The following is a 22,216-nucleotide window of genomic DNA, read 5'->3' on the forward strand; positions in this document are numbered from 1 at the left end:
CGCCGCTACTCCCACTCGATGGTGGCGGGCGGCTTGCTGGTGATGTCCAGCACCACGCGGTTGACCTCGGCGACCTCGTTGGTGATCCGGGTCGAGATGCGCTCGAGCACCTCGTAGGGCACCCGGGTCCAGTCGGCGGTCATCGCGTCTTCACTCGACACCGGACGCAGCACAATCGGGTGGCCATAGGTGCGACCGTCACCCTGCACACCCACCGAGCGGACATCGGCCAACAGCACCACCGGACACTGCCAGATCTGGTTGTCCAGGCCCGCCGCGGTCAGCTCCTCACGCACGATCGAATCGGCGTGCCGCAGCGTATCCAACCGCTTGGCGGTGACCTCCCCGACGATCCGAATACCCAACCCCGGTCCCGGAAACGGCTGGCGCGCCACGATCTCCTCCGGCAGACCCAACTCCCGCCCGACCGCGCGCACCTCGTCTTTGAACAGCAGCCGCAGCGGCTCAACGAGGGTGAACTTCAGGTCGTCGGGCAGGCCGCCGACATTGTGGTGGCTCTTGATGTTCGCGGTGCCGCTGCCCCCGCCGGACTCCACCACATCCGGATACAGCGTGCCCTGCACCAGGAACTCAGCAGTCTTACCGTCCAGCACATCCCGCACCGCGCCCTCGAACGCGCGGATGAACTGACGGCCGATGATCTTGCGTTTGCCCTCGGGGGCGCTCACGCCCGACAGCGCCTCGAGGAAGGTCTCGGCCGCGTCGACGGTGACCAGGTTGGCGCCGGTGGCGGCCACGAAATCGCGTTGCACCTGCGCCCGCTCACCGGCGCGCAACAGCCCGTGGTCGACGAAGACACAGGTCAACCGGTCGCCGATGGCCCGCTGCACCAGGGCCGCGGCCACCGCGGAATCCACGCCGCCGGATAGCCCGCAGATGGCGTGGCCGTCGCCGATCTGGGTGCGCACCTGCTCGATCAGCGCGTTGGCGATGTTGGCGGGCGTCCACTGGGCGCCGAGCCCGGCGAAGTCGTGCAAAAACCGGCTGAGCACCTGTTGCCCGTGTGGGGTGTGCATCACCTCCGGGTGATACTGCACCCCGGCCAGGCGCCGGTCGAAGGCCTCGAAGGCGGCCACCGGGGCACCGGCGCTGCTAGCCACCACGTCGAATCCGTCCGGCGCGGCCGTGACCGCGTCACCGTGACTCATCCATACCGGCTGAACCTCGGGAAGATCCGAATGCAGTTTGCCACCAAGGACTTTCAGTTCAGTCCGACCGTATTCGCGAGTGCCGGTGTGGGCGACGATCCCCCCGAGCGCCTGCGCCATGGCCTGAAACCCGTAGCAGATGCCAAGAACCGGTACACCGAGGTCCAGTAGCGCCGGATCGAGTTTCGGAGCGCCGTCGGCGTAGACACTGGCCGGTCCACCGGAAAGCACGAGCGCCACCGGCTGACGGGCCCTGATCTCCTCGATCGAGGCGGTGTGCGGAATCACCTCGGAGAAAACCCGTGCTTCTCGAACCCGACGGGCAATCAACTGGGCATATTGGGCACCGAAGTCGACCACCAACACCGGTCGAGCCGGTGTCTCAGGCACGTCGATGTCAGCAGGCTGCACCACGGCCAGTCAGTCTAGTGGCTGGGGTGACTCCCGAGGTCGGCCGGTAGCGGTCCATGGGCCGGTCCGCAGGTTACCGAAGAGGCCAGTGCTGCCGCCGCCACTTGGGCCTTCTTCAGTCCCGACAGAGAGATTCGCCGATCGTAGACGACCGCCGGCGATGCTCTGATCAAGGCGAGCTGACGGCGGTAGATGCCAGACATGGCCGCACAGCAGGCAGCGCTGCGGCGGTCGAGGTGTGGAATCAGCCGCAGTCCCAGCGAATACCAGTCTGCGGCGCGGTCGGCACTGAACCGCAGCAGTGCCGCGAGCCGTCCGTCGGGGTCATCGAGTGCCCCGGTGTCGTCCAGGCGGAGGCGTACGCCTAATCGGTCCAGCTCGTCGCGCGGCAGGTAGATCCGTCCATTCAAAAAGTCCTCTCGAACGTCGCGCAGAATATTGGTTTGCTGCAGAGCGATTCCCAACTGCTCGGCGTATCGCGACGTCGCCGTGCTGACGGGTCCAAAGATGGAAAGACAAAGCTTTCCGATCGTGCCGGCCCCCCGGCGGCAGTAGACGATCAGCTCGTCGAAATCGCGGCAACCAGTCCAGTCGATTTCCATACGGGCGCCGTCAATCAACTCTGCGAACATCGCGATCGGCACCGGAAACCGGCGAGCCGCGTCAGCCAGCGCAACCAGCACCGGATCGGATGAATCATCAATATTATCAAGTGATTTCCTGATGGCATCGAGCTCGGTGATCTTGGTCTCGGGGGCCAGCTCGCCGTCGGCGACGTCGTCGATCCGGCGGCCGAGCGCATAGACCGCAGATAGTGCCGCTCGCTTTTCGCGCGGCAAGAGTCGGATGCCGTAGTAGAAGTTTCTGGCGGCCGTGCGCGTGATCGACTCGGTGATTCGATACGCCTGTTCGATCTCGGTCATGCCGTCCTCCAACTACGGTGTTGGTCAGTCACGCCTGACGATCGACGATGTAGTGAGCCAAATCCTGAAGCTCAGCGGCCGGGCGATCGGGAATGCCGATGCGCGCCACCATGTCGATGCCTTGCGTTACGTGTCGGCGGGCCTCCGCGCTTGCCCACCTGCGCCCCCCACCGCACTCGATCAGTTCTGCGACCGCTGCGAGCTCATCATCGGACGCTGTCTGGCTGCCCGTCTCGTCCACCAGCCACGCTGCGAGGCGGCGGCCGGCCGAACCGCCGTGCGCCACGGTCCAGGTAACGGGCAGAGTTTTCTTGCGGGAGCGAAGGTCCGAGTACACCGGCTTGCCGGTGATCTCAGGACGGCCCCAAATGCCGAGCAGGTCGTCGACCAATTGGAAGGCAAGTCCAATGTGACGACCGTAGGCAACCAACGCTTCTCGCACCGAACGCGGTGCGCCAGCGAGTAACGCGCCGACCTCGGCGCTGGCTGCCATCAGTGCTGCGGTCTTGCCTTCAGCCATCTTGAGACACTCATCGAGTGCGACGTCGGTTCGGCTTTCGAACGCGGTGTCGGCGGCCTGCCCACGGATCAACTCACGGGTGGCTTCCGAAATCGCGCGCAGCGCCGCACCGACGTGTGGTGAATCGCAATCCAGCAGGACCTCGTGCGCCAGCGACAGCATCGCATCACCGGCCAATAGCGCCATCGCATCGCCCCACAGTGCCCACACCGTCGGCCGGTGCCGACGGTGCTCGTCGCGGTCCATGAGGTCGTCATGGACGAGCGAGAAGTTGTGCACCAGTTCAACCGAGACGGCTCCGGGAATCGCCGAGTGGGGGTCGGCGCCGGCGGCTTCGGCGGCGACAAACACCAAAGCAGGACGGATTGCCTTGCCGCAGTTGTTGTTCACTGGACGGCCGCGTTCATCAGACCAGCCGAGGTGGTAGGACACGACGGGCCGCATGTGGGGATCGAGGCGGTCAGCCATCTGGCGCAGCGTCGGTGTGATGAGTTCGTGTGCGAGTCCCAAAACGGGAAGCGTGCGACGGGTCATACGGTCGCTGTCGGGTTGCGGTGGCAGTCCGTACTTTTCGTCGGTACCGCGCATTGCGTGAATCTAGCATTCGCTCATGGCACGGCCCATGGGCAAGTTGCCCAGCAATACGCGAAAATGTGCACAATGTGCAATGGCGGAGGCACTATTGGAGATCGCTGGTCAGACTATTAATCAAAAGGACCTTGGCAGGAGCGGACGGATGACGCGTACCGACAATGACACTTGGGATCTGGCCTCCAGCGTGGGGGCGACCGCCACAATGATCGCCACCGCCCGGGCGTTGGCTAGCAGGGCCGAAAACCCTTTGATCAATGATCCATTCGCCGAGCCGCTGGTGCGCGCCGTCGGCATCGACCTGTTTACCCGGCTGGCCAGCGGCGAGTTGAGGCTTGAGGACATCGGCGACCACGCCACCGGGGGTCGGTGGATGATCGACAACATCGCGATTCGGACCAAGTTCTACGATGACTTTTTCGGTGACGCAACCACGGCGGGTATTCGGCAGGTAGTGATTCTGGCGGCTGGGCTCGACACCCGCGCGTACCGACTGCCCTGGCCCCCGGGCACGGTGGTCTACGAGATCGACCAGCCCGCAGTCATCAAGTTCAAGACACGGGCCCTCGCCAATCTGAACGCCGAACCCAACGCAGAACGGCACGCCGTGGCCGTCGATCTGCGAAACGATTGGCCGACGGCGCTGAAGAACGCCGGCTTCGACCCGGCCAGACCGACAGCCTTCAGCGCCGAGGGGTTGCTGAGCTACCTGCCCCCACAGGGGCAGGACCGCCTGCTCGATGCGATTACCGCGCTCAGCGCCCCTGACAGCCGGTTGGCCACCCAGAGCCCACTGGTGCTCGACCTGGCCGAGGAAGATGAGAAGAAGATGCGCATGAAATCCGCGGCCGAGGCATGGCGGGAACGCGGCTTTGATCTGGACTTGACCGAGCTGATCTACTTCGATCAACGCAACGACGTGGCCGACTACCTCGCCGGCTCCGGCTGGCAGGTCACCACCAGCACCGGCAAGGAACTCTTTGCGGCCCAAGGGCTGCCGCCCTTCGCGGACGACCACATAACTCGGTTCGCCGACCGCCGCTACATCAGCGCGGTGCTGAAGTAGGTGGCCCCGGCACTATAGCCGGGCCTAACTCGTAGGCTTGGTACGCGGGCAGAGCCGCCAGGCATGGCGAACTGGTATCGCCCGAACTATCCGGAAGTGAGGTCCCGCGTGCTGGGTCTGCCCGAGAAGGTGCGTGCTTGCCTGTTCGACCTCGACGGTGTGCTCACCGATACCGCGAGCCTGCATACCAAGGCGTGGAAGGCCATGTTTGACGCCTACCTAGCCGAGCGAGCCGAGCGCACCGGCGAAAAATTCGTTCCCTTCGACCCTGCCGCGGACTATCACACGTATGTGGACGGCAAGAAACGCGAAGACGGCGTTCGATCGTTTCTGAGCAGCCGCGCCATCGAAATACCCGACGGTTCCCCGGATGACCCGGGCGCCGCCGAGACGGTGTATGGCCTGGGCAACCGCAAGAACGACATGTTGCACAAGCTGCTGCGCGACGATGGGGCCCAGGTGTTCGACGGGTCGCGGCGCTACCTGGAGGCGGTCACGGCCGCGGGTCTCGGTGTGGCCGTGGTGTCTTCGAGCGCCAACACCCGCGACGTGCTCGCGACCACCGGTCTGGACCGGTTCGTCCAGCAGCGGGTGGACGGCGTGACGTTGCGCGAAGAGCACATCGCCGGCAAGCCGGCCCCCGACTCCTTCCTGCGCGCGGCAGAACTGTTGGGGGTTACCCCCGACGCGGCGGCGGTGTTCGAGGACGCCCTGTCCGGGGTGGCGGCCGGCCGCGCCGGCAACTTCGCCGTAGTGGTGGGCATCAACCGAACGGGCCGGGCGGCTCAGGCCGCCCAGTTGCGCCGCCATGGCGCCGACGTGGTGGTAACCGATCTCGCCGAGCTGCTGTAGGGCATGATCGGGCGATGATCACCGAGGACGCCTTCCCCGTCGAACCGTGGCAGGTCCGCGAGACCAAGCTCAACCTGAACCTGCTGGCCCAGTCCGAATCCCTATTCGCCTTGTCCAACGGGCACATTGGATTACGCGGCAACCTCGACGAGGGCGAACCCTTCGGACTGCCGGGCACCTACCTGAACTCTTTCTACGAAATCCGGCCGCTGCCGTACGCCGAGGCCGGTTATGGATATCCGGAGGCCGGCCAGACCGTTGTCGACGTCACCAACGGCAAGATCTTTCGCCTGTTGGTCGGCGACGAGCCGTTCGACGTCCGGTATGGCGAATTGATCTCCCACGAACGGATCCTCGACCTGCGCGCCGGGACGCTGACCCGCCGCGCGCACTGGCGCTCACCGGCGGGCAAGCAAGTCAAAGTGACGTCCACCCGGCTGGTGTCGCTGGCCCACCGCAGCGTCGCGGCGATCGAGTACGTCGTCGAGGCAATCGAGGAATTCGTTCGCGTGACCGTGCAGTCCGAACTCGTCACCAACGAGGACGTACCGGAGACCTCGGCCGACCCGCGGGTGTCGGCCATCCTGGACAGGCCGCTACAGGCCGTCGAGCACGAACGCACCGAGCGGGGTGCACTTCTCATGCACCGCACCCGAGCCAGCGCGCTGATGATGGCCGCAGGGATGGAACACGAGGTCGAGGTTCCCGGGCGGGTCGAGATCACCACCGACGCCCGCCCGGACCTGGCCCGAACCACCGTGATCTGCGGGCTGCGCCCGGGACAGAAGCTGCGCATCGTCAAATACCTGGCCTATGGCTGGTCCAGCCTGCGCTCCCGCCCGGCGCTGCGCGACCAGGCCGCCGGCGCGCTGCACGGTGCCCGCTACAGCGGCTGGCAGGGGCTGCTGGACGCGCAACGCGCCTACCTCGACGACTTCTGGGACAGCGCGGACGTGGAGGTCGAGGGCGACCCGGAATGTCAGCAAGCGGTGCGTTTCGGGTTATTTCACCTGTTGCAGGCCAGCGCGCGCGCCGAACGCCGCGCGATCCCCAGCAAGGGGCTCACCGGAACCGGGTATGACGGCCACGCCTTTTGGGACACCGAAGGTTTCGTGCTACCGGTGCTCACCTACACCGCACCGCATGCGGTCGCCGACGCGCTGCGGTGGCGGGCGTCGACGTTGGACCTGGCCAAGGAGCGGGCGGCCGAGCTCGGCCTGGAAGGTGCCGCCTTTCCCTGGCGGACCATCCGCGGACAGGAGTCCTCGGCCTACTGGCCGGCCGGCACGGCGGCCTGGCACATCAACGCCGACATCGCGATGGCGTTCGAGCGGTACCGCATCGTCACCGGCGACGGTTCGCTGGAGGAGGAATGCGGCCTTGCGGTGCTGATCGAGACCGCCCGGCTGTGGCTCTCGCTCGGGCACCACGACCGCCACGGCGTCTGGCACCTCGACGGGGTCACCGGTCCCGACGAGTACACGGCGGTCGTCCGCGACAACGTGTTCACGAATCTGATGGCGGCGCACAATCTGCACACCGCCGCCGATGCTTGCTTGCGCCACCCCGAGGCGGCGGAGGCCATGGGTGTCACCACCGAGGAGATGGCCGCCTGGCGCGACGCGGCCGACGCCGCCAACATTCCCTACGACGAGGAACTCGGTGTCCACCAGCAGTGTGAAGGGTTCACCACCCTTGCGGAGTGGGATTTCGAAGCCAACACCACTTATCCGTTGCTACTGCACGAGGCCTACGTGCGCTTGTATCCCGCACAGGTGATCAAGCAGGCCGACCTGGTGCTGGCGATGCAGTGGCAGAGTCACGCGTTCACGCCCGAGCAGAAGGCGCGCAACGTCGACTACTACGAACGGCGCATGGTGCGCGACTCGTCGTTGTCGGCCTGCACTCAGGCGGTGATGTGCGCCGAGGTCGGCCATCTCGAGTTGGCCCACGACTATGCCTACGAAGCCGCCCTGATCGACCTGCGCGACCTGCACCGCAACACCCGTGACGGCCTACACATGGCTTCGCTGGCCGGAGCCTGGACGGCGCTGGTCGTAGGCTTCGGCGGCCTACGCGACGACGAGGGCATCCTGTCCATCGATCCGCAGCTGCCCGACGGCATCTCGCGGCTGCGGTTCCGGCTGCGATGGCGCGGCTTCCGGCTGATCGTCGACGCCAACCACACCGACGTCACCTTCATCCTTGGCGACGGTCCCGGCACCCAGCTGACCATGCGCCACGCCGGCCAAGATCTGACGCTGCACACGGACACACCGTCCACCATCGCCGTGCGCACCCGTAAGCCGCTGCTGCCGCCACCACCGCAGCCGCCAGGCCGCGAGCCAGTGCACCGCCGGGCTTTAGCCCGGTGACGATACGGGCCGCGTAGCGGCCCGAGGAGGAGCCGGGCAATCGGCTTAGCCCGGTGACGATGCGGGCCGCGTAGCGGCCCGAGGAGGAGCCGGGCAATCCAGCCTGAGCCCGGTGACGATGCGGGCCGCGTAGCGGCCCGAGAAGGAGCCGGGCAATCGGCTTAGCCCGGTGACGATGCGGGCCGCGCTGGGGGCACCATCCGCTTGCGGGGACGCGTCTGCGTCTACCTGGGCGGCACCGGTGAACGTCTCATTCACCGCGCACCTCCGCTTCCTGCACGGCGGCGACGACCCGGGCAACGTCATCCGGGGCCATGTGGTCGTGGACTGGCAGCGACACGATTCGCGAGCAAATGTCCGCCGTGACGGCTAGATCGGTCGACTCGACTAACTCGGCATTCGTCACAAAGTACGGATGTCGGTGCTGCGGTGGGTTGTAGTAGTCGCGCGCCTCGATCGCGTGCCTACGCAGGCTACCCAGAACCGCGGCCTTGTGGTCGGCGGACGTGCAGCAAGCGCTCGCGAAACAGAGCGACGCAACATTGGCGTTGTCCTGGAAACGCACACCCGCGTCGGCCATACCGGTGCGATAGCACTCGAGGACCTTGCGGCGACTTGCCAGGCGGCGATCAAGCCCGACTAGTTGGCGTAGGCCAATAGCGGCGCTGATCTCCGACAGCTTGCCGTTCATTCCGAGCTGGATGGACTCGCGTGTTTGCACCAAGCCGAAGTTCTGGAACTTGTATGCGTGCTCGACGAGCCGTGGATCGCGAGAAACCAGAGCGCCGCCCTCACCAACCGCGAACGGCTTGGTCGCATGGAAGGAGAAGATCTCGCATGCACCGCGTCCACCGAGGCGCTCGCCGTCGGCGTACGTGGAGCCGAAGCCGGCCGCCGAGTCGAGCACAATCGGTAGCTCCCATTCGGCGGCGAGCTCCTCCCAGACGCTGATCTGGGGATTGCCGACGCCGAACACATTGGCCAGCAGGATGCCGGCGATCCGGTCGCGGAAGCGTTCGATGACGGCGCGGGCGGAGTGGACGCATGGCTGCCATGTGTTGGCGTCGATGTCGATGAACCAGGGACGGTACCCAGTCCATAGCGCAGCCTGAGCCACGCCGACGAACGTGAACGACGGCATCAGCAGGTAGCGGTCCCGCGTACCGGCGCCGAAACTGACGTGGAGCGCCGCGAGGAGTGCCAGGGTGCCGTTGGCGAGGGTAGCAACGTGCAGATGAGGTCCCAGATAGTCGCGCAGGGCGCGGGCAAACCGCCGCTCGTTCGGACCGAAGTTCGTGTACCAGTTAGCCTGGGCGATCTGTACGAAGTCCTCGGCGAGCTCGGCTGGCCCGGGAAAGCTCGGGCGGATGAAGGGGATCTTGGGGATCGTCGAGCCACCCGGCTCGAGTTTTAACATGGACGTGCCTGGGGTCGCGCGTACTGCGGACGGCGGCTCCAGCACCGAGCCGGATAACGTTCGGATCTTCATATATGCAGAGCTCAAGGTCCGTTTGCAGCGCGTCGGGACAGTTTCCGCAGCGCACTTCGTCGCACCATCGTTGGCATCGGCGCCTGAAGCAGTTACCGCGAGAACCGCATCATGTCGAACTTGAGGTTAGCCTTACCTCTTAAGAATGTCACCCCCGGGGAGTGACCCCGGCTGTCCACGCGTGGGCGACCCGGCACGCACGGTGCACGTTCCCTGGTGTCTCACCCGCCTCATTCGTCCCGGCGCCACAGGGCTAGCGATATGGCCGCCTCGCGTAGTCGGTCCGGGTCGGTACGCGTGGGGCAGATGAGGAAGGTGCGGCGCATTGAAGCAGCCTGTCAAGCCCGGCTCGGTGACCGGCACGGCGCGTTCAGCATGGGGCCAGTGCGACGGGCTGGAGCGAAGCAAGCAGGCTGGCCGCCAGCGATTTCGCCAGCGACCGGACGCGCGGTGCGCTCTCGACGTGCCAAAAACGGATCTTGGGAGTGAAATTGCCGCCGACTAGGGGCCCGATGACGCAAAAACCTGGGCTGGCCTCGAAGTCGTCGTTAACCAGAAGGCCACGGTTGGTGCGGTTCGGGCGGCACAGCCCGTTCTGCATCGCGCTGACCAGGAACGGCGAGGAACACGTGTCCAGCTCCTCGAAACCGCCACAATTCACCACCGCAGCGAAGGGGACGGGGTGGGTATGCTCGGCTCCCGCGGCTCGGTAGGTCATGGTGGCGAACGGCTGGCCGGACGCGCAGGCATCCACGCGCAGTACTTCGCCGGCGAGCAGGCTCAGCGTGCCGTCCGCGGCTAGCTCCTCGGATGCCTGGCGGCAATCGCGTCCCGCACGCCGCACCAACTTGGTGAAGTTCATGCCGTGCACGCAGAAGAACTCTTCCTGCTGCACGAGATCCATCTTGTGCAGCGCCTGCCCAAACAGGGCGGCAACGGCGTCGTACAAATCGGCCAGGTTCAACGAGCGTTCTTCGGCCGTCGCGAGATCGTCGCGGATCGCGGACATGAGATCCGCCGCGGCGATCGCTTCCGTACAGAGCAGCGTGCGCAGCCGCGGGAAGTCAAACTCCGGCGGCTGATTGCAGATCATGTAGGGCAGCACGCCGGAGCGCGAGATGACGGTGATGGACCGGACGCGTGCGCGGATGCGCGCGTCGTGACGCATTAGGTAGAGCGCTTCCAGCGAGGTGGCGTTGGAACCCACGACCAGTACGTTGCGCTTCTCCCACGACTCGACGCGGTCGAGCGAATCGCGCAGTCGCGCAACGTTGCTCTCCCCGCCGGGGGAGTAGAAATCGTTGATATAGGTGAATGCGGGTTCGGAATCGCTCGCAAGGATGGCTTTGGTCGGGGGGCTGCCAATGGCCACAACCACTTTGCCTGCAGCAATTGCCGTTGGACCGTTTCCAGACGGGCGGAGGCCGATTCGGTAGTGGCCGTCTGCGGAGTGGGCGCTCATGGCCTCAGCGCGGATGGTGACGATTTCGGCCAGGTCACGCTCGCCGAGCGCGGCGATGGCGGCAATCATCTGCTCCGACAGAAATACACCGAAGAGAAACCGCGGCAGGTAGAGCTCCCCCCACTGGTTGCCGTCCAATGCGTCGCGGTTGTCGCAGATCCAGCGGGCCGCGGCCGCACCGCCCTCTGCCTGGAAGAACGCCAGCCAGCGCTGCTTGTTCTGCTCCAGCCAGATCCGGTAGGCGGCCTTTTCCGGCTCGTCGGCGAAATCGTCGAGCTTCTGAATGGCCAGCGATCCGATGCTGGAGCGTTGGCCATAGGGGATTCCGCACCAGAACTGCTCGTCTCGCTCCACCACCGCGATGCGCAACTTGGGCGATGCCGAGGGGCTGCTCAGCAGGGCATCGGCCATTTCCAGCAGAGTCATAGAGCACGCGGCCCCGCTGCCGATGAACGCAACGTCGAAGGTAGGTGGAGTGATCATAGTCATCAAATAAGGGAAGGCTAACATAACCTCGAGGCGGTGGTTAGGCTTCCGCGGGCTTCTCCGGTTCGAGCACGACGCGGACAAACACCTTGCGGCCTGACGCATCGACGAACCAAGCGTTGCGGAAATCATCATGGGTCAACGCGCGCAGGCGATTCAGGAAATGCCCAAACGTTCCGCGCTCGTTCAGGTCTAGCCGCCGGAGTTGTTCGAAATCCTTTTTCAGGTTGAGGTTGCCCTCGGTGGCCGGCGATTTAGCCGTGTAGCTGCCGTCCCGGATGGCGTCGAAATGTTCCAGCACCAACTCACGCTCGATGTCCATCAGCCGGGCGTAGACACTTCCCGAGGAATCCCACGACTCGATCGCGCATTCCCGCTGGGCGATGATCGGACCATGGTCCAACTGATCGTCGATCTCGTGGATCGTCACGCCGACTTTTTGCCCGTCGATGATCGAGAAGACCTGGGGAAACCAGCCGCGGTTGTAGGGGTTGAAACCCGGATGAACATTCACACACCTGACCCCATCGATCAAAGCGGCGGGAAACCTCTGTTTACAGTGGAAGGAAAGGACGAGGTCATACCGCTCCACGATTTCCGCGACGCGCTCTGCGACATCACATCGCGGGACACCCGGCAGCTGGCCGATGGGGGACTGATAGACGTCCATATCGCCATGCCTGGCCTGCAGATCGACCGCCAGAGCATGGGCGTGGACGTTGTCGGTCAGGATCAATATCGTCACGACTCGCCCCCGCCAGCCTGCCCAGCGCCCATCAGCGGAGCCCCCAACACCAGCTCACCCTACTTCAGGGCCGACGCATACCGGACGGCCACGCTGGGGCCAGCGCAGGGACATCAGTCAGTGCGGTTCCAGGATCCGGGCTACCGCATCGTTCACGGACAGCCGTAGTTCGTCACCGGTCAGCTCGTCGATACCCGTCGCCGAGCGCAGCATGGGCGCAAAGAGCCGCCAACCGAATTGCAGCGCAAGGGCGTGCGCGACCGCCAGCCGCGCGCCCAAGTCGCTGTCGTAGCGAGGCCGTACCGCGTCGAGCAGCTCCGCAACATTGGGAAATCGCTGTTGCAGCTGGCCCACGGGATATCCGTCCAGCAGTGCCCGGGCTAAGACCCGCCCATGTCGGTCGAGAGCCCGTTCGATGATGTCAGCGGGCGCCTCGGAGTGCAACAGTCTGGTCAGCTTCGTGCCCAGGTGATCGAGCACGGCCCCAACCAGTTGGTCCTTGGTGCCGAAGTGACGAAACACCAGCCCGTGGTTGACCTTGGATCGAGCGGCGATGTCGCGAATCGACGTCGCGGCTGGCCCACGCTCGGCGAACAGGTCGGTGGCGGCCTGCAGGATTGCGGCCGCTACCTCTTCCCGCCCAGTGGGCATCTTGCGGCGGTCGGTTGCCGGACGCGTAGTCATCCGGCTACAGTAACCGATGTAGTCATCTGACTACACTAACCATTCATTGAGGACGCCAGCAATGACAGATCTGATTACCGTGAAGAAGCTGGGCAGCCGTATCGGCGCCCAAATCGACGGGGTGCGCCTCGGAGGCGATCTGGACCCCGCCGCAGTCAACGAGATTCGCGCGGCACTACTGGCCCACAAGGTGGTCTTCTTCCGCGGTCAGCACCAACTCGATGACGCCGAGCAGCTGGCGTTTGCCGGGTTACTGGGCACCCCGATCGGCCACCCGGCCGCGATCGCCCTCGCCGACGATGCACCGATCATCACGCCGATCAACTCCGAGTTCGGCAAGGCGAACCGCTGGCACACCGACGTCACGTTCGCCGCCAACTATCCGGCCGCCTCGGTACTGCGCGCGGTCTCCCTGCCCAGCTATGGCGGGTCGACGTTGTGGGCCAACACCGCCGCGGCCTACGCGGAGCTGCCCGAGCCGCTCAAGTGCCTCACCGAAAACCTGTGGGCGCTGCACACCAACCGCTATGACTACGTCACGACCAAACCGCTGACCGCGGCGCAGCGGGCCTTCCGTCAGGTGTTCGAGAAGCCGGACTTCCGCACCGAGCATCCCGTGGTGCGGGTACACCCGGAGACCGGTGAGCGCACGCTGCTAGCGGGCGACTTCGTGCGCAGCTTCGTCGGGTTGGACAGCCACGAATCAAGGGTGTTATTCGAAGTGCTGCAACGGCGAATCACCATGCCCGAAAACACCATCCGCTGGAACTGGGCGCCGGGCGACGTAGCCATCTGGGACAACCGGGCCACCCAACACCGGGCGATCGACGACTACGACGACCAGCACCGGCTGATGCACCGGGTCACCTTGATGGGCGACGTGCCCGTCGACGTGTACGGGCAGGCTAGCCGGGTGATCAGCGGGGCGCCGATGGAGATCGCTGGCTGATCAACCAGTAAGCGCAACGCAATTATGTAGCACCATGCGTGCTACCGTTGGGCTTGTGGAGGCAATCGGAATCCGAGAACTAAGACAGCACGCATCGCGATACCTCGCCCGGGTTGAAGCCGGCGAGGAACTTGGCGTCACCAACAAAGGAAGACTTGTGGCCCGACTCATCCCGGTGCAGGCCGCGGAGCGTTCTCGCGAAGCCCTGATTGAATCAGGTGTCCTGATTCCGGCTCGTCGTCCACAAAACCTTCTCGACGTCACCGCCGAACCGGCGCGCGGCCGCAAGCGCACCCTGTCCGATGTTCTCAACGAAATGCGCGACGAGCAGTGATCTATATGGACACCTCGGCCCTGACTAAGCTGCTCATCTCCGAGCCCGAGACGACCGAACTGCGGACATGGCTGACCGCGCAAAGCGGCCAGGGCGAGGACGCGGCGACAAGCACCCTTGGCCGGGTCGAGTCGATGAGAGTCGTTGCCCGATACGGACAACCAGGCCAAACTGAGCGTGCGCGTTACCTACTCGACGGGCTCGACATCCTCCCGCTCACCGAACCGGTGATCGGTCTAGCTGAAACGATCGGACCGGCCACCCTACGTTCTCTCGACGCGATTCACCTCGCGGCCGCAGCCCAGATCAAGCGGGAACTGACAGCCTTCGTCACCTACGACCACCGATTGTTGAGCGGATGCCGTGAGGTCGGCTTCGTCACCGCCTCACCCGGCGCAGTCCGGTGACCATATCCAACGACCGCACGCTTCCTGATGCCTCAGCCCGCGTTGCTGACCGGATCGATCGGCAACCACCGCAGCGCGCCCGGGGCGTCGGCAGGCACCACCGGGTGCGCCGGTTGGATCGGCGCCAGCCGACGATAGGGCTCACCCTGCGGTGGCCGCCGGTCGGTTTCGCCCTTGTTCGGCCACAGCGAGGCGGCCCGCTCGGCTTGAGCGGCGATGGACAGCGACGGGTTGACACCCAGGTTCGCCGAGATCGCCGCACCGTCAACCACGTACAGCGTCGGATAGCCATAGACCCGGTGATAGGGGTCGATGACGCCGTGCTCGGGGTCGTCGCCGATCACCGCGCCGCCGAGAAAGTGCGCGGTGAGCGGGATGTTGAACAGCTCACCCCAGGTGCCGCCGGCCACGCCGTCGATTTTGGCGGCGATGCGACGGGTGACCTGGTTGCCGATCGGGATCCATGTAGGGTTCGGCTCGCCGTGTCCCTGCTTGCTCGAGTACCAGCGGATACCCAGCTTCCCGCGCTTGGTGAACGTGGTGATCGAGTTGTCCAGGTGCTGCATGACCAGCGCGATCACGGTGCGCTCGCTCCATTGCCGGGGATTGAGCATCCGGATGGTGCCGCGCGGATCCTGACTGGCGGTCTGCAGCAACTGCCTCCAGCGCGGCACATCGGTGCCCTGCGGACCGGAGCCGTCGGTCATCAAGGTCTGCAGCAGCCCCATCGCGTTGGAGCCTTTGCCGTAGCGCACGGGTTCGATGTGGGTGTCGGCCGTCGGGTGAATCGACGACGTGATCGCCACGCCGTGGGTCAGGTCCAGGTCCGGATTGACCTTCAAGGTGGCGGCCCCGACGATCGATTCTGAGTTGGTGCGGGTAAGGACACCCAATCGCTTCGAGAGACCAGGGAGCCGACCCCTATCCCGCATCTTGAACAGCAGATGCTGGGTCCCCCAGGTGCCCGCGGCCAGCACCAGCTGCGTTGCGGTGAAGGTGCGCCGATCCCGGCGCAGCCAACTGCCGGTTCGCACTGTGCGGACCTCCCACAACCCGTCGGACCGCCGCTCAAACCCCTTCACCGTGGTCATCGGAATCACTTGCGCGCCAGCTGATTCCGCGAGGCCAAGGTAGTTTTTCACCAGGGTGTTCTTGGCACCGTGGCGACAGCCCGTCATACAGCAGCCGCATTCCAGGCAGCCGGTGCGCGCCGGCCCGGCACCGCCGAAGTAGGGATCGGGCACGGTCTTGCCGGGCGTCTTGGTGCCGTCGGGGCCGAAGAACACTCCAACCGGGGTCGGCACCCAGGTGTCGCCAAACCCCATCTCGTCGGCGACCTCCTTGACGATGCGGTCGGCGTCGGTGAAGGTCGGGTTTTGCACCACCCCGAGCATCCGCTGCGCCTGCTGGTAGTGCGGCATCAGCTCGCCACGCCAGTCGGTGATGTGTGACCACTGCTGGTCGGCGAAGAACGGCTCCGGCGGCACGTACAACGTGTTGGCGTAGTTGAGGGAGCCCCCGCCCACCCCGGCGCCGGCCAGGATCATCACGTTGCGCAGCGGGTGGATACGTTGAATGCCATAGCAGCCCAACCTCGGCGCCCAGAGAAACTTGCGCAGGTCCCACGACGTCTTGGCGAACTCCTCGTCGGAGAACCGGCGGCCGGCCTCCAGCACGCCGACCCGGTAGCCCTTTTCCGTCAGCCGCAGCGCGGTGACGCTGCCCCCGAAACCCGATCCAATAATCAGGACGTCGTAATCCGGCTTCATCGCTGCAGTATGACCCCCTTTACATCGGGCCAGTTAATCAGTCTCTCAGGTGGCGTCAGCCCCCAACGGTCAGGCCGACCTTCTGGAACTCCTTGAGGTCGCAATACCCGGCCTTGGCCATCGATCGGCGTAGCCCACCGACCAGATTCAGGCCGCCGAACGGGTCGTCCGACGGCCCGCCCAGCACCCGCGCCAGCGGCGGCCGCTCGCCGACCGCGATCTGCAGCAACGCCCCCCGCGGCAACGACGGGTGCGCCGCCGCGGCCGGCCAGAACCATCCCTCGCCGAGCGCCTCGGCCGATTCGGCTAACGGGGTACCCAGCACCACCGCGTCGGCGCCGCAGGCGATGGCCTTGGCCAACTCGCCGGAAGTGTGGATGTCGCCGTCGGCCAACACGTGCACGTAGCGGCCGCCCGTCTCGTCGAGGTAGTCGCGCCGCGCGGCGGCAGCGTCGGCGATCGCGGTCGCCATCGGCACGCTGATGCCCAGCACCTCGTCGGTCGTCGTCACCCCCTGGGTGGAGCCGTAGCCAACGATGACGCCGGCGGCGCCGGTGCGCATCAGATGCAGCGCGGTGCGGTGGTCGAGCACCCCGCCGGCGACGACCGGTATGTCGAGCTCGGAGATGAAGGTCTTCAGGTTGAGCGGCTCGCCGTCGCTGGCGACGCGCTCGGCGGAGACGATGGTCCCCTGGATGACCAGCAAGTCAATACCGGCCGCAACCAGTACCGGTGTCAGCCACTGGGCGTTTTGCGGGCTCACCCGCACCGCGGTGGTCACCCCGGCCTCGCGGATGCGAGCCACCGCGGCACCCAACAGGTCGGGATTTAGCGGTGCCGCGTGCAGCTCCTGCAGCAACCGGATCGCCGTCGACGGTTCGGGGTCGGCCGCTGCAGCTTCCAAGAGTTGGGCGATTTTTGCCTCGACATCGAGGTGGCGGCCGATCAGCCCCTCGCCGTTGAGCACGCCCAGCCCGCCCAGCCGGCCGAGCTCGATCGCGAACTCCGGGGACACCAGGGCATCGGTGGGGTGTGCCACCACTGGGATCTCGAACCGGTAGGCGTCCAGCTGCCAGGCCGTGGAGACGTCCTTCGACGAGCGGGTGCGCCGCGACGGCACGATGCTAATCTCGCTGAGTTCATAGGTGCGGCGGGCGGTGCGGCCCATGCCGATCTCGACCATCTAGATATCCAGGTCGCCGTTAGCGCGCGTAGTAGTTGGGCGCCTCGACGGTCATCGCGACGTCGTGGGGATGACTCTCCTTGAGGCCCGCGGGTGTGATCCGGACGAATTGCGCCTGCTGTAGCACCTCGATGGTGGGCGACCCGGTGTAGCCCATCGCGGCGCGCAGGCCACCGGTCAACTGGTGGATCACCGACGACAGCGGACCACGGAACGGCACCCGCCCCTCGATCCCTTCCGGCACCAGTTTGTCTTCCGACAGCGCGTCGTCGGCGAAGTAGCGATCCTTGGAATACGACGTCGCCCCCCCACGCCCTCGCATGGCACCCAGTGATCCCATGCCGCGATAACTCTTGTACTGCTTGCCGTTCACGAAGATCAGCTCACCGGGCGCCTCGGCTGTGCCGGCCAGCAGCGAGCCCAGCATGGCCGTCGACGCACCGGCGGCCAGCGCCTTGGCGATGTCGCCGGAGTACTGCAGTCCGCCGTCGGCGATCACCGGCACGCCAGCAGGACGACAAGCCGCTACAGCTTCCAAGATCGCCGTGATCTGCGGCGCGCCCACCCCGGCCACCACCCTCGTCGTGCAGATCGACCCCGGCCCCACGCCGACTTTCACCGCGTCGGCTCCGGCGTCGACCAGGGCCGCGGCCGCGGACCTGGTGGCGACGTTGCCGCCTACCACCTCAACCCGGTCGCCGACTTCGGACTTGAGTTTGCCCACCATGTCGAGCACCAACCGGTTGTGCGCGTGCGCGGTGTCCACGACCAGCACGTCGACCCCAGCGTCGACCAACATCATGGCGCGCACCCAGGCATCGCCGCCGACGCCGACGGCCGCCCCCACCAGCAGCCGGCCGTCGCTGTCCTTGGTGGCCAGCGGGTGTTGCTCGGTCTTGACGAAGTCCTTGACGGTGATCAGCCCGGTCAGCCGGCCGCGGCCGTCGACCACGGGCAGCTTCTCGATCTTGTTGCGGCGCAACAGGCCCAGCGCCGCGGACGCACTGACACCCTCTTGAGCGGTGATCAGCGGGGCTTTGGTCATCACCTCGGCGACCTGCTTGGACTGGTCGACCTCAAACCGCATGTCACGGTTGGTGATGATGCCCACCAGCGCACCGTCGTCGTCGACCACCGGCAACCCGGAGATCCGGAACCGGGCGCACAGCGCATCGACCTGGGCCAAGGTGTTGTCCGGCCGGCAGGTGACGGGATCGGTGACCATGCCGGCCTCGGATCGCTTCACCATCTCGACCTGGCCGGCTTGCTCGGCAACGGGCAGGTTGCGGTGCAACACCCCCATGCCACCCGCCCGTGCCATCGCGATGGCCATACGCGACTCGGTGACGGTGTCCATCGCCGAGCTGACCAGTGGCACCTTGAGCCTGATCTTCTTGGTGAGCTGGCTGGAGGTATCCGCGGTGGCGGGCACCACGTCGGAAGCCGCCGGCAACAACAAGACGTCGTCGAATGTCAGCCCCAGCATCGCCACCTTGTGCGGGTCGTCGCCGCCGGTGGGCACCGGGTCAGTAGTCAGGCCGCCCATGCGAACGTACGGGCTGACCACCAGGTCGGAGCTGTCTTCCAGGCCGGACATGCCACGGGACATCGGTGGGGCCCTCCATACGCATGTTTTCAGTGAGAAGCCCATCCTATCGGCTCGTAACCGCCCGGTGACGATGCGCGCCGCAGCGCTGGCCGAGAAGAACCGGACAATCACACCGCGACGAGGCTGCGCCAGCGTGTGGTCAGCCCGACACGAAGCGAGAACTCAATTTCTGGCGTTATCACCGCGTGCTTGCGTAGTGTAGAGGGGTGCGCGACCACCTGCCGCCGGGTTTGCCGCCCGATCCGTTTGCCGACGACCCCTGTGACCCGTCGGCCGCACTGGAGGCAGTCGAGCCTGGCCAGCCCCTCGATCAACAAGAGCGGATGGCCGTCGAGGCCGACTTGGCCGATCTGGCCGTATACGAAGCTCTGTTGGCGCACAAGGGAATTCGTGGACTTGTAGTGTGCTGCGACGAGTGCCAGCAAGACCACTATCACGACTGGGACATGCTGCGTTCCAATCTGTTGCAACTGCTTATCGACGGCACCGTCCGCCCGCACGAGCCGGCCTACGATCCCGAACCGGACTCCTACGTCACCTGGGATTACTGCCGGGGATATGCCGATGCTTCGCTCAACGAGGCAGCACCAGACGCGGACAGGTTCCGCCGCCGCTGATCGCGCTCGCTAGTGCGTCGGACTCACCGGCGTTTCCGGTGCTGGCTGCCCCGCCGGATTCGTCGCCTCGTCGGCGGGTTCCAACGAGGGGTCAATTGAGCCCGGCTCGGGTTTTGATGACGGCGTGCTGGGGCTGGCTGCCACCGTGGACGTGGAGTTCGGCATGGGGCTCTCCGAGACGCCTGCCGACATCGACGGTTCAGCTGCCGATGCAGGCGTCGGGGGGGTCGGCGGCTCGACGACTGGAGCCAGCGGAGTCCACGAGTTTCCCACCGAACCCGGAGCCGCAGGGTTGGACGGCGAGCCGGGCCGCAGCGTGGCGTTCGGGTCGCGCGTCTCCACCTTGGTATTCAGCAGGTTCACCTCGTTGATCAGGTCCTGCCGGCGGCTACCGTCAGTCACGGCCTGCACGGTGCTGCTGACCTCAGCCAGCTCATCCTGCGCCTCGGCCCATTGGCCTTGGGCAATCATTTGCTCGACCTTCGCCAGATTGGCCTTGGCCGACAGCACGATCTGATCGTCGCTGACCCGCGATCGGTTGAACATCATCGCGTGCAGGCCGTACAACAGGTCCCCGGGGCGAGCATCGGCCACCACGGCGCCGAACCCGCTCAGCACCAACAGCGCCGCGGCCACCGACCCGACGGCCGCCAGGCTGCGACGAGCCCGTCGCCGTTGCGCTACCCCGGCGCGCAACGCGGCGACGGCCTCGTCCTGTGAAACCAGGGCACTGGCCGGCGGCCACCTCAAGTCGTCGCGCCACTGTCCGAGCAGGGCGGCCAACGCGTCATCGCGAGGATCCGCGAAGTCAACCTCCTCCCGTTCGGCGAGTGCGTCGAGCAGCAGATCGGTGCGGGCCAGCTCATCCAATGGCGGCCGATCGCCAAGGGGATTACCAAATTCACGCATAGTCACCTGCCGCAACAATCTCGTCCTTCAGCCGCTGAAGTGCACGGTGTTGGGCCACCCGGACCGCCCCCGTGGTGCTGCCGACGGCGGCGGCGGTCTCTTCCGCGGACAGGCCGACGACAACACGCAGAATGAGGATCTCGCGTTGCTTGGCCGGCAAGATCTCAAGCAATTCGTTCATCCGGGTGACCGAATCGGCCTCGATGGCCATCTGCTCCGGGCCGGCGTCGGCTGACCAGCGCTCAGGAAGCGTTTCGGCGGGATAGGCCCGGTCACGGCCGGCTGCCCGATGGGCGTCGGCAACCTTGTGCGCCGCGATGCCGTACAGAAACGCCAGGAATGGCCGGCCGCGGTCCCGATAGCGCGGCAGCGCCGTTATGGTGGCCAAGCACACCTCCTGTGCCACGTCATCTGCTGACAGGCCGCTCCGCTCGACCGTGCCGACTCGCGCTCGGCAATATCGCACGACGATCGGGCGGATGGTCTCCAGCACCTCCCGAAGCGCGTTCCGGTCTCCTGCCACGGCCTCCGCAACCACAGCGTCGAGACGTTCCCCTTGCATTGTCATCGACGGCGATATCTCCAACGTTACGAAGCGGACACATCCCGGGCTAACTCCCGGATCGACCATAACGGCCCAACCGCGTTTTAAGCGGTACGCCAGCATCCACCGGCGCGCCGCACCTGGCCTGCGCAAATATTGCGTATTTTGGTGAGTTCGCGCAGCTGTTGTGCTGAAAACGTGACGGTGCCGATATCGATCAGCAAGCATGCCAGCGCCCACCGCAGCGGCAAGAGCCCAAACCGGGCGGTGGCATCGAGAGCCTCTTCACCGACGGCGCGTGCTCGCGCGACGGCGCCAGCACTGCACAGCGCGGCGGCCAACACCACGTCGCTTTTGACGCGGTGGCGCGCCGACGCGACGGCCATGGCCTGCGTCAGCTCGACCGCTTCCTCGGCATGGCGGACAGCAGTTGCGCCGTCGCCGGTGGCCATCGCCAACTCGGCGGCCACCCACCGCCGACGCACCGCCAGGCGGTCCGCCACGAGCGGGGACACCACCAACGGATCCGCGCGATCTAACAATGCCCCCGCGGCGGCGAAGCGGCCGACGCCAAGCGCATCGGCCGCCAGCCCGATCAGTGCATCGGCACCAGCTTCCCGATCGGCGCCGGCCAACGCCAAGGCACGACCATCCCAGCCGCGCGCCAGCGTGTGCCAACCAAGCTGCCGCAACAACGATCCCTGCGTACTATGCGCCAGCGATGCCAACGGGCCCGCCGGCACCAGGCGTCGCAGCACCGACAGGTCGCCATAGGCGTGGGCGTAACGACCCTGCCCACCAGCGGCCACGGCGCGCAACCACAAGTGGTGCGGCGTGATCGCCGTCGGTAGCGGCCAGCTGCCCGGCTGGTTTCCGAAGGCGGCAGCGACCAACACTTGCTCAACCACCGGAGCGTGAGGAGTTTCATTCACCGTGATAGCCGTGCCTTCATCAGTAAAAAGTTGGTGGTTTCTTCGTTAACGGCATATTACTCACAGCTTTCTTTGCGCTAATTTAGGCGTACTCACAGCATGGGATGACCTGGGCAAATACCTCATCTATCCGCCCGGGATAGCATGCGGCGCAGGCGGCGAATGCGGCGCAGATGAACGCAGAGTTAAT

Annotated in this window: 20 protein-coding genes; 7 read left to right on the top strand and 13 right to left on the bottom strand. The window is 65.8% G+C overall.

The genetic code is table 11. The features are described 5' to 3' along the window. Positions 1-5 precede the first annotated feature (5 nt). From guaA to idsA1, 3 genes are read right to left on the bottom strand one after another with little or no spacing between them, the layout of a single operon-like run. Positions 6-1,583: a GMP synthase gene (gene guaA, locus Rv3396c; RefSeq protein ID NP_217913.1), complete on the bottom strand. Its 1,578-nt coding sequence runs from the start codon at positions 1,581-1,583 to the stop codon at positions 6-8. Between the two features lie 11 nt (positions 1,584-1,594). Then, positions 1,595-2,503 carry a phytoene synthase gene (phyA, locus tag Rv3397c; RefSeq protein ID NP_217914.1) on the bottom strand — a complete coding sequence of 303 codons (909 nt, stop codon included), beginning with the start codon at positions 2,501-2,503 and terminating at the stop codon, positions 1,595-1,597. Positions 2,504-2,531: 28 nt separating this feature from the next. Next, positions 2,532-3,611, bottom strand: a complete 1,080-nt coding sequence (gene idsA1 / locus Rv3398c) for a multifunctional dimethylallyltransferase/geranyltranstransferase/farnesyltranstransferase (protein YP_177970.1) — start codon at positions 3,609-3,611, stop codon at positions 2,532-2,534. A 22-nt stretch (positions 3,612-3,633) separates the two neighbouring features. On the opposite strand from idsA1, the gene Rv3399 reads away from it, so the two are divergent. The 3 genes from Rv3399 (at position 3,634) to Rv3401 (ending at position 7,907) form a co-directional block, all read left to right on the top strand. Further along, positions 3,634-4,680, top strand: a complete 1,047-nt coding sequence (locus tag Rv3399) for an S-adenosylmethionine-dependent methyltransferase (protein ID NP_217916.1) — start codon at positions 3,634-3,636, stop codon at positions 4,678-4,680. Positions 4,681-4,743: 63 nt separating this feature from the next. After that, on the top strand, positions 4,744-5,532 hold the full coding sequence (locus Rv3400) for a hydrolase (RefSeq protein ID NP_217917.1): 789 nt from the start codon (positions 4,744-4,746) through the stop codon (positions 5,530-5,532). 14 nt (positions 5,533-5,546) lie between these two features. Beyond that, entirely contained in the window at positions 5,547-7,907 is a 2,361-nt protein-coding gene (locus Rv3401; protein NP_217918.1) for a glycosyl hydrolase, read from the top strand. A 250-nt stretch (positions 7,908-8,157) separates the two neighbouring features. Here Rv3401 and Rv3402c read toward each other — a convergent pair whose 3' ends face one another. From Rv3402c to Rv3405c, 4 genes are all read right to left on the bottom strand, one after another. Then, positions 8,158-9,396 carry a hypothetical protein gene (locus tag Rv3402c; protein NP_217919.1) on the bottom strand — a complete coding sequence of 413 codons (1,239 nt, stop codon included), beginning with the start codon at positions 9,394-9,396 and terminating at the stop codon, positions 8,158-8,160. A 370-nt stretch (positions 9,397-9,766) separates the two neighbouring features. Continuing rightward, the gene (locus tag Rv3403c; RefSeq protein ID NP_217920.1) at positions 9,767-11,368 is read right to left on the bottom strand and encodes a hypothetical protein; all 1,602 of its coding nucleotides are present in this window, start codon (positions 11,366-11,368) and stop codon (positions 9,767-9,769) included. Between the two features lie 16 nt (positions 11,369-11,384). Next, positions 11,385-12,089, bottom strand: a complete 705-nt coding sequence (locus tag Rv3404c; protein NP_217921.1) for a hypothetical protein — start codon at positions 12,087-12,089, stop codon at positions 11,385-11,387. Positions 12,090-12,206: 117 nt separating this feature from the next. Next, the gene (locus Rv3405c; protein NP_217922.1) at positions 12,207-12,773 is read right to left on the bottom strand and encodes an HTH-type transcriptional regulator; all 567 of its coding nucleotides are present in this window, start codon (positions 12,771-12,773) and stop codon (positions 12,207-12,209) included. A 61-nt stretch (positions 12,774-12,834) separates the two neighbouring features. Here Rv3405c and Rv3406 point away from each other — a divergent pair, with 61 nt between their 5' ends. Genes Rv3406 through vapC47 form a run of 3 tightly spaced genes read left to right on the top strand, consistent with a single transcriptional unit; the run spans position 12,835 to position 14,463 of the window. Next, entirely contained in the window at positions 12,835-13,722 is an 888-nt protein-coding gene (locus tag Rv3406) for a dioxygenase (RefSeq protein ID NP_217923.1), read from the top strand. Between the two features lie 34 nt (positions 13,723-13,756). Further along, positions 13,757-14,056 (top strand): antitoxin VapB47, encoded by a 300-nt coding sequence (gene vapB47, locus Rv3407; protein NP_217924.1) that lies wholly within the window; start codon positions 13,757-13,759, stop codon positions 14,054-14,056. Further along, positions 14,053-14,463: a ribonuclease VapC47 gene (vapC47, locus tag Rv3408; protein ID NP_217925.1), complete on the top strand. Its 411-nt coding sequence runs from the start codon at positions 14,053-14,055 to the stop codon at positions 14,461-14,463. Before vapB47 ends, vapC47 begins: the two co-directional genes overlap by 4 nt. A gap of 32 nt (positions 14,464-14,495) precedes the next feature. Here vapC47 and choD read toward each other — a convergent pair whose 3' ends face one another. Genes choD through guaB2 form a run of 3 tightly spaced genes read right to left on the bottom strand, consistent with a single transcriptional unit; the run spans position 14,496 to position 19,024 of the window. Then, positions 14,496-16,232, bottom strand: coding sequence for a cholesterol oxidase (gene choD / locus Rv3409c; protein ID NP_217926.1), 1,737 nt, complete (start codon positions 16,230-16,232; stop codon positions 14,496-14,498). Between the two features lie 55 nt (positions 16,233-16,287). Then, a complete protein-coding gene (gene guaB3 / locus Rv3410c; protein ID NP_217927.1) occupies positions 16,288-17,415 on the bottom strand; it encodes an oxidoreductase in 1,128 nt (375 codons plus the stop codon). 19 nt (positions 17,416-17,434) lie between these two features. After that, positions 17,435-19,024, bottom strand: coding sequence for an inosine-5'-monophosphate dehydrogenase (gene guaB2 / locus Rv3411c; RefSeq protein NP_217928.1), 1,590 nt, complete (start codon positions 19,022-19,024; stop codon positions 17,435-17,437). 206 nt (positions 19,025-19,230) lie between these two features. On the opposite strand from guaB2, the gene Rv3412 reads away from it, so the two are divergent. Further along, the gene (locus Rv3412; protein ID NP_217929.1) at positions 19,231-19,641 is read left to right on the top strand and encodes a hypothetical protein; all 411 of its coding nucleotides are present in this window, start codon (positions 19,231-19,233) and stop codon (positions 19,639-19,641) included. A 9-nt stretch (positions 19,642-19,650) separates the two neighbouring features. Here the strand turns inward: Rv3412 and Rv3413c are convergent, their stop codons facing one another. Genes Rv3413c through Rv3415c form a run of 3 tightly spaced genes read right to left on the bottom strand, consistent with a single transcriptional unit; the run spans position 19,651 to position 22,026 of the window. Continuing rightward, on the bottom strand, positions 19,651-20,550 hold the full coding sequence (locus Rv3413c) for an anti-sigma-D factor RsdA (RefSeq protein ID NP_217930.1): 900 nt from the start codon (positions 20,548-20,550) through the stop codon (positions 19,651-19,653). Further along, entirely contained in the window at positions 20,543-21,181 is a 639-nt protein-coding gene (sigD, locus tag Rv3414c) for an ECF RNA polymerase sigma factor SigD (protein NP_217931.1), read from the bottom strand. The genes Rv3413c and sigD overlap by 8 nt, the downstream gene beginning before the upstream one ends. Positions 21,182-21,198: 17 nt before the next feature. Beyond that, complete coding sequence (locus Rv3415c) at positions 21,199-22,026, bottom strand: hypothetical protein (RefSeq protein NP_217932.1); 828 nt, start codon at positions 22,024-22,026, stop codon at positions 21,199-21,201. Between the last annotated feature and the right edge of the window lie 190 nt (positions 22,027-22,216).

Source organism: Mycobacterium tuberculosis H37Rv, assembly GCF_000195955.2.
Classification (GTDB): Bacteria; Actinomycetota; Actinomycetes; order Mycobacteriales; family Mycobacteriaceae; genus Mycobacterium; species Mycobacterium tuberculosis.